Source organism: Mesorhizobium sp. LNJC391B00 (assembly GCF_000502535.1).
Classification (GTDB): domain Bacteria; phylum Pseudomonadota; class Alphaproteobacteria; order Rhizobiales; family Rhizobiaceae; genus Mesorhizobium.
In genome coordinates, this window is sequence record NZ_AYWI01000007.1 from 243172 (window position 1) to 256346 (window position 13175).

The following is a 13175-nucleotide window of genomic DNA, read 5'->3' on the forward strand; positions in this document are numbered from 1 at the left end:
TCAGCTTCCGTCACTTGCCGCGCAGTCGCGGATGGATTGCGTTTTTCTTCCAGCTCAGTACCGGGTCGATCTCCCTGATCTCCAGGGAAAGAGCGAAATGCGGGGTATCGAACAGGGGGCCAAGGTATTCGCTCACCGCGGCGAAGACCGCCTCCCCGGTTCGTTTCTTGTCCTGGGCGCTGCGCCCGGTTCCAATGCGAAACGACATGTCGAGGAAAGCGTTTTCCGGCAGGCTGTCGGCGATGGCATAGGCTTCCGCACGGAAGGCCCGCACCCGCACCGCGCCGGTTTCAAACAGCCCGGTGCCGAGCACGGTGCGCAACACCAGCGCGCACAATTCGCTCATGTCGACCTTGGCATCGAGGTTGGCCGAATACTCGATGGAAAAGTGAGGCACCGCGTCTCGTTCCCCGGATTGTTCCACTGTTGTAGTTAACGCGTTAATTACATGCAGCATCACTGAAGTCAAGCCTTGCATCCAAGTTGAGGCGACGATACGGGATGGAAAGGTCAGGTTTTGGCGTGCGGTCCCGCCGACCGCCCGCATCATTGGGGACGCTGCTTCTTGCTGCCTGAAAACACCCGTCGTTCTCTGCCGATGGCGCTGCTCCATGCCCGCGAAGTGGTGATGGCGCGGTTTCGCCCTATGCTGGCGGCGCATGACGTGACCGAACAGCAATGGCGTGTGCTGCGCGTTCTGAGCGAGGCCGGCCCTGTCGAGGCGACGGAACTTGCCGATCGCGCTTCGGTGCTGCCGCCCAGCCTGACACGCATCATCAAGACGCTCGAGGGCCGAAAATTCATCACCCGCAACAAGGCGGAAGGCGATGGCCGCCGTGTCGTGCTGACGATCGCCCCGGCGGGCTCCGCCCTGATCGATGCCTTGTCGCCGGAACGCCTCGTCATCTACCGCGACATCGAACAGCGCTTCGGACATGAGAGGCTCGAGCAATTGCTCGATCTGCTGGAGAGCCTGATCGCCGGCGAGAACTGACTGCTCCCGCTCAGCCGCCAAAACTGCCAAGCCGCGTCGGCTGCGTGTAATTGCGGTCGACATAAAGCAGCGCCGAGCCGCCGCTGCCGTGCCTGACGTCGATAACGCGGCCGATCATGACATTATGCGTGCCGACTGTGTGCACATCCTCGATCTCGCAATCGAAATTGACGATCGCATCGGACAGCGCCGGCGTGCCTGAGGCCAGCGTTTGCCAGCGCGCCCCCGAATAGCGTGCCTCCATGTCCCTGGTCGCGCCGGCGAACTTGCCGGCCAGGTGCATATGGTCATGCGTCAGCACGTTGACGCAGAAGCGCCGGTTGGCGAGGAACATGGCGGCCTGCGTCGAGCGGCCGTTCATGCACACCAGCAGTGTCGGCGGTTCGTCCGACACACTGCACATGGCGGTGGCGGTGAAGCCGCCGCGCCCGGCCGGACCATCTGTCGTGACGATGTTGACCGGCGCGCAGACCCTTGCCATGGCGTCGCGGAAATCGGCCTTCGAAATCTGCGTGGCCATCTGACATCACCCGGCCGTAGAAGCGAGCGGATTGAGCCAGGTATCTCCCGTCCAGCCGTTCTCGTCATAGTCGGCCATGCAGGTGTCGACCAGTTCTTCCATGGCCTTCAGCCGGCCGCCGCGTTCGGCGCCCTTCAGCACCTGCAGCCGCACCTCTTCCGGCGCACCGGCATAGTTGAGTTCGTAGAGCGCGTGGCGGCCGCCGAACTCGGTGCCGGTCGCGTCCCACAACAGTTTCATGATCTTGATGCGCTCGACATGGCCCATGTCGTTGGAACCGCGCACATATTGCGCGAGGTATTTGTCGATCTCGGGATTGTTGAAGTCGCGCACTGATGACGGCAGGTAGATCAACCCAGAAGCGATCACCCGGCGCACCGTGTCGATGACGCGCGGATAGGCTTCCGACATGAAAGTCCGGTAGGCAAGGGCTGCTTCCAGGTTGGGCAGGACAGCGCCATTCGCCCAGGGGATCGGATTGTAGGCCATGGCGTTGGAGAAACTCCAGAACATGTGCCTGAGCGCGATCACCTCGCCCAGCGCCGCCTGGTTGCCGCGGAAGGCATCGCCGCCGGTGGCGCGCAGCGCCTTTGCCAGCAGGCCGGCGAGGAAGTCGAGCTTGACGGCAAAGCGTGTGCAGCCCTGGAAGCAATAGCCATGCATGAAGCCCGAAGCCGGATGGAAGGACAGGATTTTCTGCGCCTCGCGCAGCACCAGCACGTCCTCCCAGGGGATGAAGACATTGTCGAGCACCAGGATGGCATCGTTCTCGTCGAAGCGCGACGACAACGGATAGTCGAACGGAGCCGCCGCCGTGTTGGCCGTCTGCTCATAGGAGACGCGGCAGAACATCTTTACCCCCGGCGCATTCATCGGCACGATGAACATGACCGACAGCGACGGATCTTCGGTGACCGTCGCCGAACTCTGCGCCAGGAAATTGTAGTGGGTCAGCGCCGAGGACGTCGCCACCACCTTGGCGCCGGAGACATAGATGCCGGCGTCGGTCTCCTTGGTGATGTGGACGAAGACATCCTTCACCTGTTCGGCCGGCTTGTGGCGGTCGATCGGCGGGTTGACGATGGCGTGGTTCATGAACAGCACGGCTTCCTGCGCACGCTTGTGCCAGGCGAGCGCATTGTCCTTGAACGGGCCGTACCAGTTGGCATTGGCGCCGAGCGTGTTCATCAGTGCCGCCTTGTAATCGGGCGTGCGGCCCATCCAGCCATAGGACATGCGTGACCACTCGGCGATCGCGGTCTGCTGGGCCGCGAGTTCGCCGGAGGATTTGGCGACGCGGAAATATTTGTGGGTGTAGCCGCCCGAACCGGTATCGGTAGGCGAGGTCAGCGTGCCCTGCCGCTTGGGATCGTGCAGCGCATCATAGAGGCGCGCCAGCGACCGCGCCGAATTGCGCATCGCCGGATGGGTGGTGACATCGGCAATGCGCTCGCCGTTGATGTAGACCTCGCGGCCGTCGCGCAAGCTCTCCAGATACTCGGCCCCGGTGAACGGGCGCCCATTGTCGGCACGAAAGTCTTCCGATCGCATGATGTTCCTCCACTTATGGCATCAACTCTAGCTCTCCTGGCAAGGATCGGTTAGGACGTAACGGCAAAACCGATTGGACTTTTTCCGGCGCCATGAGCCTCAATTCCATTCCTGATTTCTTTGTCTATGGCGAGCCGGTGCGGCCGCTCGATGTCGGCTTCCTGCATGTCGAGACGGTGCTTGCGCGCAGCAACATTCATCTCGGCCAGGTTGCCGCGCACAAGCATCCGCAAATGGGCCAGATCACCTACTGGACCAGCGGCTCCGGCACATACCGCATCGAAGACCAATCCTGGGACTTTTCGGCACCGGCCGTCAGCTTCGTGCCGAGCACCATCGTGCATGGCTTCTCGATCGGGCCCGGCACCGACGCCATCGTCGTTTCGGTCGCCGATGATGCGCTTGCGGCAATAGCCGCTCACAGCCTGCTGCCATTGGACCGGCCGGTCTTTGCCGATAGCCTTTCTCAGCACGTCGCGTGGAAAAGGCTTGCGGCGGTGCTGGAGATGATCGCCACCGAATATGCCGAGGCGCAGGCCGGGAGTGACAAGACCCTGCCGGCGCTGATTGCCGTCGCGCTCTCCCACATCGCGCGTCTTGGTCCCGAGGTAATGGATGCCACTGGCTCTTCCGATGCTGCATTGGCGCGCGGCTTGCGCCGTCTGGTCGATGCGCATTTCCGCGACAACTGGCCCGTCGACCGCTACGTCGAGGCGCTGGCCACGACAGCGCATCTTCTCGACAAGGCCGCCCATACGGTGCTTGGCAGCGGCGTCAAGCGACTCATCGGCGAGCGACGGTTGCTGGAGGCCAAGCGCTTGCTGCTGTTCACCGTGCGCACCGTCGAGGACATCGCCTACGAAATCGGCTTCGAAGATCCGGCCTATTTCTCACGCTTCTTCCGGGAGCGGGTTGGCCAGGCGCCCGCCGCCTGGCGCCGCGCGCAGCTGGGGCAGAGTTGAAGCTTCCGCGCCGGCCAGGATCAGGCGTTTGGGCCGACACGCCGGCTAGGCGCAGCGCCGCCGAGTTGATCCACCTGTTGATAGGTGTTGCCGCGCAGCATTACCCCCCGCACGGCGCGGCGCATCGAGATTGATGTCGCCGCGAAACTTGCTGGTGTTTTTTGTCGCTTCCAAACGGTTCGTTATTTGAACCACCGTTTGATGTGCTATGAGCGGACTGCAAGGTGGTTGGCTTTCGTCCCATGCGAAGTATCTTGAGGATGCACGATGAGCACAGTCGGCAAAGCGATATCGCTGCTGGAGCAGTTCACGCTCGGCGAACCGGAGATCGGCCTGTCCGAGCTCGCCCGCAAAACCGGCCTCGACAAGGCGACGGCGCGGCGCCTGCTGATGGCGCTGGCCGACCACCGCCTGATCGAACAAGAGCCGGCAAGCCGCCGCTACCGGCTCGGCGCCGGCCTGTCGCGGCTGGCCCGCTTTCGCGACGCGCATTTTCCCTTCGTGCGCGTGGCAGCACCTGTGGTTCGCGAGCTGGCGCTGGAAACAGGCGAAACGGTGCATCTGTCGGAATTCAGCGCCGGCGCACTGCTGACCGTCCACGTCGAACTCTCGGCAAAGGCCAACCGGGTCAATGTCGATGTCGGCCAGGTGCTGCCCTTGCACGGCACCGCCTCCGGCATCGCCTTTCTCGCCGCTTCGCCTCAGGAAGCGGCCGAGGCCTATGTCGACAAGCCGTTGCCGACCTTCACGCCACACACGGTGACGCAGCCCGACAGGCTGATGAAGGCGATCCGGCTTGCCGCCAAGCGCGGCTATTCCTCGAGCTCCCAAGGCTATGAAGAAGGCGTCCACAGCATAGCCGCGGCAATCCTCGGCTCCGATGGCCGTCCTTTAGGCACTCTGGCGGTGGCCTCGCCTGTGTCACGCGCCGATGACAGCATGGCGGCCAGCCAGGGCGAAGCGGTGATCAAGGCGGCGCGGCTGATTTCAGCGCGCCTGGCCGGCGAAGCCTGACATCTCTACCGTCGCAGGGGAGATGATTAGCGGGGTAAGTTCCCAGCGGCGCACCGGCCTTGCCGCGAGACCGGAACGCTTCGTCTGGGACAGGCGGCTGGAGCGCAGCAAGGAAGAATTGTTGTCGCCCGCCCGAGTGTCGCCCACGATCTCGGAAATCGCCTTTGCTTGCGGGTTCAATTCGAGTGCGCATTTTTCGCGCGCGTTCGAGAGCCGGTACGATGTGGCCCGCGGGAGTTGCGCCAGAGGCTGAGGGCGGGTGCATTAAGGGGTGGGCCGTTTGTCGGATCTCGGAGAGCGCCCTAGCTCGCCGAAAGCCGGCATCCGGCAGCAAGTTCTACATATTGGCAGCGGTTGGCCGCACGATCACTTCGTTGACGTCGACGCCATCGGGTTGATCAAGCGCAAAACGGATCGCCCGTGCAATGGCGTCCGGTGTGAGCGACTTCTGCCGCCATTCTTTCAGAGCCGTGGCGACCTGAGGATCGCTGATATCGTCGCCCAGTTCGGTTGCGGTCACTCCGGGAGAGATGATCGTGGCGCGGATGTCGTCATGCTCCTGCCGCAGCCCCTCGGTGATTGCCCAGACGGCATATTTCGTGCCGCAATAGACCGCCGCGGTGGGCAGCACGATATGCGCACCGACCGAGGCGACATTGACGATATGCCCATTCTTCTGGGCGACGAAGCGCGGCAGCACCGCGGCGATCCCGTTCAGCACGCCGCCGATGTTGACATTGATCATGCGAGACCACTCATCGCGCTTCAGCGCGGCAAGCGGCGACAGCGGCATGACGCCGGCATTGTTGACCAGCACATCGATCTGCCCGAATTCGGCATGAGCGGCATCGGCAAAGGCGTCGAAATTCGCCGCGTCAGTCACGTCGAGTTCGCGCCACGCCACGCCTTTGCCTATTTCTGCGGCCAGCGCCTTGAGCCGCTCGGTGCGGCGGGCTCCGATGAACAGTCTGGCGCCGGCACCGGCAAGTTCCCGAACCGTCGCTTCGCCGATGCCGCTGGAGGCGCCGGTGATGAGTACAACCTTGTCTTTAAGTCCCTTCATGATCGTTTCCTTTTTCGCTGCGGTGACGGGGAGATAGATGGCGGCGAACCGGTAAAGGGCGGTAGCGTGATCGTCCAAAGAGTTTGCACGATCCTCCAAATGAACTCGAAATGCCTTGCAACATTTCGCGCCATGAAGATTTATGCGGCATGGAGAAAATCAATGAACTCGCCGAGCTAATCACCCGCTTTGCGCCGAAATCTGGCATGGCCGGCACTGCGGTGCCGCGGCTGTCGCTCATTCGCGCCAACCAGCCCAGTGCACCCGTGCCTGCGGTCTACGAGGCGTCGCTTTGCATAATCGCCCAAGGATCGAAGCGCGTCTCGCTGGCCGACCAGAGCGTGGTCTATGACGCATCGAGCTACCTGCTCGTCTCGGTCGACCTGCCGCTGGTCGGGCATGTGTTGGAGGCGAGCCCGGCGGCGCCCTACCTCTGTTGCAAGATAGATTTTGATTCCACCGCGCTGGCCGAGCTGCTTGTGAAAGAAGGACGTGCATCCCCCAGCAGGGATCTGCCGGTGTTAGCTGCCTATCCAAGTGACCCCGACCTGATTGATGCCGCCTGTCGGCTTGTCAGGCTGCTCGATCGCCCCGAGAGCATCACCGTGCTGGCGCCGCTGATCGAACGCGAAATCCTTTACCGGCTCCTCACCGGACCGCACGGTGACACGCTTCGCCAGATGGCGTCGGTGGACAGCCACCTGAGCCAGGTCAGCCGCGCCATCGCCACGATCCGCAATCATTTCCAGGCACAACTGCGCATCGAAGACATTGCGGCGGCATCAGGCATGAGCGCGTCGTCCCTTCATGCCCATTTCAAGGCGATTACGCGCATGACCCCGCTCGAATACCAGAAGCAGCTGCGCCTGCAGGAGGCGCGAAGGATTATGCTTGCCGGCGGCGTAAACGCAGGCACGGCCGGGTTCGCGGTGGGCTATGACAGCCCTTCGCAGTTCAGCCGAGAATATCGTCGCCTGTTCGGTGCGCCGCCCCGGAAAGATATTGACCGCCTTCAGGCGACACCCAGTTCGGCTGCGGCTTATTGAGTTTTCCGAGCGGCATGCGCCAGCCATGGCTGGTCAGAAGCCAGCCGCCTCCAGGTGGCGAAGCGTCCGATCATGCTCGGTAGAACTCCCGGTACCATTCGACAAAGCGCGGAACCCCTATTTCGATCGGGATTTTGGGCTTGAAGCCAGTCGCCTCCTCGAGCGAGCTGACATTGGCGAAAGTTGCCGGAACGTCGCCTGGCTGAAGTGGCATGAGGTTGCGGTTTGCCTTGCGTCCCAGCGCGTCTTCGAGCACCTCGATCAATCGGTTCAGTTGAACGGGCGAATTGCCGCCGATGTTGTGAATCCTGAACGGGGCGTTGCTGGTCGCTGGGTCTGGCGCGACACTTTTCCACTCAGGATTGGGTGTCGCGGGTTGCTGCATGACGCGGATAATACCTTCAACAATGTCGTCGATATAGGTGAAATCCCGCTGCATGTTGCCATAGTTGAAGACCTCGATCGGCTCGCCGGCGAGGATAGCCTTGGCGAAGATGAACAGCGCCATGTCCGGCCGCCCCCACGGACCATAGACGGTGAAAAAACGCAGCCCGGTGGTCGGCAGTCGAAACAGATGGCTGTATGTGTGCGCCATCAGCTCGTTCGCCTTCTTGCTTGCGGCGTAAAGGCTGAGCGGATGGTCCGCCGGATCGTGCACGGAAAACGGCATGCGGGTGCTGCCGCCATAAATCGAACTCGACGATGCATAGACCAGATGGCCGACGGAGGCCTGCCGGCATCCTTCCAGGATGTTGACAAAGCCGCTGAGGTTGCTTTCCACATAGGCGTGCGGATTGCTGATCGAATAGCGTACGCCGGCTTGCGCCGCGAGATTGACGACAACCTCCGGCGCGGCCGAGAGGAAGAGCTCCGAAATACGGTCCCGCTCCGTGAGATCGGCATGCTCGAAACAAAAATTCGAAAACGCTTTCAGCCGCTCGAGACGAGCCTGCTTCAGGCTGACGTCATAATACTCGTTCATGGAGTCGAGGCCGATAACCTGGCCTCCTTCGGCAAGCAGCCTCAGGCAAAGATGAAACCCTATGAACCCGGCTGCGCCGGTGATCAGTATCGGCCTGCTTGATGTCACTGCATATCCTAGCGTTAATTTCAGGCGAGCTTTACAAGCTCCAGTATTTTATGTTGTCGGGAACTTCATTGGGCTTGATGGCCGACTTGACATCGAACAGTGTCCCCCCCGGCCTGATCATTTGAAAAAGACGCGCTCTTTCGTTGGTGAGATATTGCCTGTGAGGCACCGCCAGAACAAGGGCCTGCAAATCGTTTATCTCATCGAGCGGCAGGATTGTTTCGCCGTGATCACGCCGAGCGGTTTCGACATCGGCAAGGGGATCATGGACTTTGGGGATAATTCCGAACTGCCTTAGTTCCTTGACCATGTCGAAAACGCGGCTGTTGCGCAAATCCGGCACGTCCTCCTTGAATGTCAGCCCGAGAATGCCGACAGAAGCCCCTTTGACGGGCGTGTCAGAACCAATCAGCCGCTTGACAACCTGCTGGGCGACGAAGGCCCCCATGCCGTCATTGATGCGACGTCCGGCGAGGATGATCTGCGGATGGTAACCTTCGGCCTCGGCCTTGGCGGTCAAATAATATGGATCGACGCTGATGCAGTGGCCGCCGACGAACCCCGGTTTGAAGGGAAGGAAGTTCCATTTCGTCGACGCAGCATCAAGAACATCCTGCGTCCGAATATCGAGCCGTTCGAAGATCATTGCCAGTTCGTTCATCAGCGCGATGTTCAGATCGCGCTGGGTGTTCTCGATAACCTTCGCTGCCTCGGCCACCTTGATCGACGGGGCGCGGTAGACGCCGGCATCGATGATACGGCCATAAACGTTCGCGACGCGCTCCAGCGTCTCGTTATTCTCGCCGGAGACGACTTTGACGATCTTTTGCAGCGAGTGTTCTCGATCGCCGGGGTTGGCGCGTTCGGGCGAATAGCCGAGGGCAAAGTCGCGGGGATGTCGCAGGCCGGAAACCTGCTCGATGATCGGCCCACAGAAATCTTCGGTCACACCTGGATAGACTGTCGACTCAAAAACGACGACGGCGCCTTTGCTCACCGCCTCGCCGACGAGTTCGGACGCCAGTTTCAAAGAAGCTAGATCGGGAGCGCGATTTGCGTCGATAGGGGTTGGCACGGCAACGATGAAGAAAGTAGCGCCTTTCAACATCTCCCGATCGGTGGTCAGCCCTATCGAGGTCTCCTTGAGCGCCGTTGCGTCAACTTCCCCCGTACGATCGACGCCGCCACGCAATTCCCCGATCCGACGCTCGCTGATGTCAAAAGCTATGGTGCCGGGGAAAACCTTCCCAAAGGCAATGGCTACCGGCAGGCCGACATAACCCAGGCCGATAACTGCAATGCGTTCGGACATCCGTGGGGTTCCTCGAGCCACCTGTTGAGCCGACGTGCTTGTATGGCAGCCTGTTGGCCAATTCAACGATGCTCTATCGCGAAGAGGAATGTCTCATTAAAAATGGTCGTTGCCATTTTCATGTTGCCATCGCCGATGCCATCGATGTTGTGGATAAAATCCAGCAGGACCGGGTTTCGAGCCACTCTCTGCTGCGGATTGGGGTGAACCGTCAGGTTCTGCCGGCCACCTACGCAGCGGCGGCCCTGACGACAGGGCTGATATTCTCTGCTGCCAATCCATAGGCCACTATCGGCCTCAATCGTGCCTTCTGATCAAACCAAATGCCCGGATCGGAATTCGCATCGGCACCGAGCGGATCTGCGAAATTTCAGTTTGGTCCTTGTGCATTGGCTGCGGACACGTCGTATCCTGCGTGTGGCGACCGATATCTGGTCGATCAGCATTTGCCTGGGAGCAGAAATTGGCCAGACTCTATGACAGCCGCAGACGCATTCTCGTTACCGGGGGCGCAGGGTTTATCGGCTCGCATCTTATTGACCGACTGTTGGAACGAGGCGACGAAATCTTGTGTGTCGACAACCTTTTCACCGGATCAAAGCGCAATATCGACCATTTGGCCAAGCATCCCCGCTTCGAATTCATGCGCCATGACGTGACCTTTCCGCTCTACGTCGAAGTCGATGAGATTTACAACCTGGCGTGTCCGGCCTCGCCTGTTCACTACCAGTACGACCCGGTTCAGACGATCAAGACCGCCGTGCACGGCGCCATCAATGTTCTTGGACTGGCAAAGCGGCTGAAATGCAAAGTCTTTCAGGCCTCCACCAGTGAGGTCTATGGTGACGCGTCTGTGCATCCGCAGCCCGAGAGTTACTGGGGCAATGTAAACCCGATCGGGCCGCGCTCATGCTACGATGAAGGCAAACGCTGCGCCGAAACGCTGTTCTTCGACTATCACCGACAACATGGCTTGTGGGTCAAGGTCGCGCGGATTTTCAATACGTTCGGGCCGCGCATGCACCCGGCAGACGGCAGGGTTGTCTCAAATTTCATCGTGCAGGCGCTTCGTGGTGAACCGATAACCATTTTCGGCGACGGCTCACAGACAAGGTCGTTTTGCTACGTCGACGACCTGGTGAGCGGCATGCTGCGCCTCATGGATACGGGGCCGGAGGTGACCGGTCCAGTAAACATCGGCAATCCAAGGGAAGTAACGATCAGGCGCTTGGCCGAACTGACGACGCAGATGACCGGATCAGGTTCGGATATAATTTACCGCGATCTTCCGCAAGACGATCCGCGGCACCGCCAGCCCGATATCACCCTTGCCAAAAGGCTTGTCGGCTGGGAGCCAACGGTGACTTTGGAAGCCGGGCTGCAACAGACGATCGACTATTTCAAAGCCCTGCTGCCGAAGGTTTCCACAAACTCGCCTTGACCCGGCACCGCAGTGCAACCGTCAAGTCTGACCGATCACCGTCGTGGTAGCGACGCCTTTTGCAGTCGACTCCGGTAGGCTTGAAGTTTTTCGAATTCTAATTATTTTAAGCTTGAAATTATTTTGAAGATCCATGGCGCTTCATGAGCCGGGACACCGGCATTTGGCGGAGAGCAGAAGGAGGAGGAAGATTTGCCGTCGTTCCGGGATAAAACTCCATGAACACAGCACGATTTTCCGAGAGTGTCACAGGCAAGATCGTCGATGGCGTTCTCGTCGTCACAATCGAAAATCCGCCGGTCAACGCGCTGTCCTTCCATGTCAGGGCCGGACTGATGGCTGCGCTTGGGCGTGCGGCGTCGGATGAAGTGTCTGCCGTGGTGCTGACCGCCATTGGGCGCACCTTCATCGGTGGCGCCGATATCAAGGAATTCGGCAAGCCCGCTATCGAGCCCACACTGCCTGAAGTGATCGAAGCGATCGAGAGCTTCGCGAAACCGGTCGTCGCGACAGTTGGCGGCGCGGCGCTCGGCGGCGGCTGCGAGATTGCGCTGGCCTGCCACTACCGGGTGGCCAGCAAGGCGGCCAGCTTCGGCCTGCCCGAGGTCAAGCTCGGGTTAGTGCCTGGGGCCGGCGGAACCCAACGCCTGCCCCGCCTCATCGGCACGGTCGCCGCAATTGACCTGATCGGCACGGGTCGGCCCGCAAATGCCGACGAAGCGCTCGCTCTCGGTCTGATCGATACCATTGCCGACGATCTTCCCGAAGGCGCGCTCGATGTCGCCCGCCGTCTCGTTGGCCAACCGTTGCGGCGCACGGGTGCGCTTTCCGTCCCACGCTCGCAACCCGAAGCCGAAGCGGCAGCCGCAAGAAAGGTGCTTTCCCGCAGCCGTGGACAGATCGCGCCTGCAGAAGCCGTGAGATTGGTCCAGGCTGCGTCCATGGCCAGACTTGAGGACGGTCTTGCGGACGAACGCGCGACCTTCCTGCGCCTCCGGGATTCTCGCGAAGCGGCAGCGTTGCGCCATGTCTTCTTTGCCGAGAGGCAAGCCAGCAAAGTCGACAAGCTGGAGGGTGTCACGCCTCGCAAGGTCGAGACCGTCGGTATCGTCGGAACCGGCCTGATGGGTGCAGGCATCGCGGTCTCGGCCTTGAATGCCGGCTATCGCGTAATCGGCATCGAGCAGAACGACGACGCCGCGGCAAAAGGATACGAGCGTATCGCCGGGCTTCTCGACAAGTCGGTCCAATCCGGCCGTCTCACCGATCATGCGCGCAGGGAGGCGCTGAGCCGGTTTGAAGCGGCCAGCGACGCCGGCAGGCTGGTGCAGGCCGATCTGGTCATCGAGGCAGTGTTCGACGATCTCGCGGTAAAAACCGAACTCTTCCGGAAGCTCGAACGTATCGTCCGCCCCGACGCCATCCTTGCGACCAACACCAGCTACCTCAACCCCGACGAGATCGCCTCTGCAACCGCCCGGCCCGAACGGATCGTCGGCCTGCATTTTTTCTCCCCGGCCAACGTCATGCGGCTCACCGAAGTGGTGGATTGCGCGGCGACGGCGCCCGATGTGCTCGCCTCGGCGATCGCCTTCGTCAGGAAGCTCGGCAAGCTGCCTGTCGTGTGCGGCGTTACCGAGGGTTTCATCGGCAACCGCATCTATTCCGCCTACCGCCGCGAGGCGGAGTTCATGGTGGAGGATGGCGCAGCACCCGATGAGGTGGATGCCGCGCTGGAGGCCTGGGGCTTCCCGATGGGGAGCTTCGCGGTCAACGATATGGCTGGGCTGGAGATAGCCTGGGCGCGGCGCAAGCGACAGGCGGCGATGCGCGATCCGCAAGCACGTTATGTCGAAATCGCCGACCGGCTGTGCGAGGCCGGCCGCTTCGGCCGCAAGACCGGGCGCGGCTGGTACGATTATTCGGACGGCGAACGCAGGAGCGACCCGCAAGTAACGGCGCTGATCGAGGCCGTGCGAGCGGCCAACGGCATCGTGCCGCGCCGCTTTTCGTCCGATGAGATCGTCACGCGCTTACTGGCGGCAATGGCCGAAGAGGGCAAGGCACTGCTGGCCGAAGGCATCGCGGCGCGTGCCTCCGACATCGATCTGGTGATGATCAACGGCTATGGCTTCCCGGCCCACAAGGGCGGGCCGATGTTCCACGCCGGAGACATCTGACG

14 protein-coding genes are annotated in these 13175 nt (G+C 61.3%); 8 read left to right on the plus strand and 6 right to left on the minus strand.

The window, feature by feature from the left end:
- Positions 1 to 10 precede the first annotated feature (10 nt).
- On the minus strand, positions 11 to 397 hold the full coding sequence (locus tag X750_RS145610) for a 5-carboxymethyl-2-hydroxymuconate Delta-isomerase (RefSeq protein ID WP_023747997.1): 387 nt from the start codon (positions 395 to 397) through the stop codon (positions 11 to 13).
- Between the two features lie 201 nt (positions 398 to 598).
- Between X750_RS145610 and hpaR the strand changes: the two genes are divergently transcribed.
- The gene (gene hpaR / locus X750_RS145605; protein WP_023695202.1) at positions 599 to 994 is read left to right on the plus strand and encodes a homoprotocatechuate degradation operon regulator HpaR; all 396 of its coding nucleotides are present in this window, start codon (positions 599 to 601) and stop codon (positions 992 to 994) included.
- Between the two features lie 10 nt (positions 995 to 1004).
- On the opposite strand, the gene X750_RS145600 is transcribed toward hpaR, so the two are convergent.
- Both X750_RS145600 and X750_RS145595 read right to left on the minus strand, forming a co-directional pair.
- Complete coding sequence (locus tag X750_RS145600; RefSeq protein WP_023747998.1) at positions 1005 to 1514, minus strand: flavin reductase; 510 nt, start codon at positions 1512 to 1514, stop codon at positions 1005 to 1007.
- Between the two features lie 6 nt (positions 1515 to 1520).
- Positions 1521 to 3065 (minus strand): 4-hydroxyphenylacetate 3-hydroxylase N-terminal domain-containing protein, encoded by a 1545-nt coding sequence (locus X750_RS145595; RefSeq protein ID WP_023747999.1) that lies wholly within the window; start codon positions 3063 to 3065, stop codon positions 1521 to 1523.
- Between the two features lie 92 nt (positions 3066 to 3157).
- On the opposite strand from X750_RS145595, the gene X750_RS145590 reads away from it, so the two are divergent.
- The 3 genes from X750_RS145590 to X750_RS0133185 all read left to right on the plus strand — a co-directional run bounded on the left by X750_RS145590 (position 3158) and on the right by X750_RS0133185 (position 5294).
- Positions 3158 to 4027 (plus strand): helix-turn-helix domain-containing protein, encoded by an 870-nt coding sequence (locus X750_RS145590; RefSeq protein ID WP_023748000.1) that lies wholly within the window; start codon positions 3158 to 3160, stop codon positions 4025 to 4027.
- Positions 4028 to 4294: 267 nt separating this feature from the next.
- A complete protein-coding gene (locus X750_RS145585) occupies positions 4295 to 5041 on the plus strand; it encodes an IclR family transcriptional regulator (RefSeq protein WP_023748001.1) in 747 nt (248 codons plus the stop codon).
- A 22-nt stretch (positions 5042 to 5063) separates the two neighbouring features.
- Entirely contained in the window at positions 5064 to 5294 is a 231-nt protein-coding gene (locus X750_RS0133185; protein WP_023692276.1) for a helix-turn-helix domain-containing protein, read from the plus strand.
- 84 nt (positions 5295 to 5378) lie between these two features.
- On the opposite strand, the gene X750_RS145580 is transcribed toward X750_RS0133185, so the two are convergent.
- Positions 5379 to 6104 (minus strand): SDR family oxidoreductase, encoded by a 726-nt coding sequence (locus X750_RS145580; RefSeq protein ID WP_023692277.1) that lies wholly within the window; start codon positions 6102 to 6104, stop codon positions 5379 to 5381.
- Between the two features lie 149 nt (positions 6105 to 6253).
- On the opposite strand from X750_RS145580, the gene X750_RS145575 reads away from it, so the two are divergent.
- The gene (locus X750_RS145575) at positions 6254 to 7150 is read left to right on the plus strand and encodes an AraC family transcriptional regulator (RefSeq protein WP_023748003.1); all 897 of its coding nucleotides are present in this window, start codon (positions 6254 to 6256) and stop codon (positions 7148 to 7150) included.
- A 70-nt stretch (positions 7151 to 7220) separates the two neighbouring features.
- Here X750_RS145575 and X750_RS145570 read toward each other — a convergent pair whose 3' ends face one another.
- Positions 7221 to 8240, minus strand: a complete 1020-nt coding sequence (locus X750_RS145570; protein ID WP_023748004.1) for an NAD-dependent epimerase — start codon at positions 8238 to 8240, stop codon at positions 7221 to 7223.
- 31 nt (positions 8241 to 8271) lie between these two features.
- Positions 8272 to 9552: a nucleotide sugar dehydrogenase gene (locus tag X750_RS145565; RefSeq protein ID WP_023682723.1), complete on the minus strand. Its 1281-nt coding sequence runs from the start codon at positions 9550 to 9552 to the stop codon at positions 8272 to 8274.
- Positions 9553 to 9590: 38 nt separating this feature from the next.
- Between X750_RS145565 and X750_RS1000000166495 the strand changes: the two genes are divergently transcribed.
- From X750_RS1000000166495 to X750_RS145550, 3 genes are all read left to right on the plus strand, one after another.
- Complete coding sequence (locus X750_RS1000000166495; RefSeq protein ID WP_023748005.1) at positions 9591 to 9836, plus strand: hypothetical protein; 246 nt, start codon at positions 9591 to 9593, stop codon at positions 9834 to 9836.
- Positions 9837 to 10015: 179 nt separating this feature from the next.
- Positions 10016 to 10993, plus strand: coding sequence for a UDP-glucuronic acid decarboxylase family protein (locus X750_RS145555; protein WP_023667815.1), 978 nt, complete (start codon positions 10016 to 10018; stop codon positions 10991 to 10993).
- Between the two features lie 218 nt (positions 10994 to 11211).
- Positions 11212 to 13173 (plus strand): 3-hydroxyacyl-CoA dehydrogenase NAD-binding domain-containing protein, encoded by a 1962-nt coding sequence (locus X750_RS145550; protein WP_023748006.1) that lies wholly within the window; start codon positions 11212 to 11214, stop codon positions 13171 to 13173.
- The last annotated feature ends 2 nt before the right edge of the window (positions 13174 to 13175 follow it).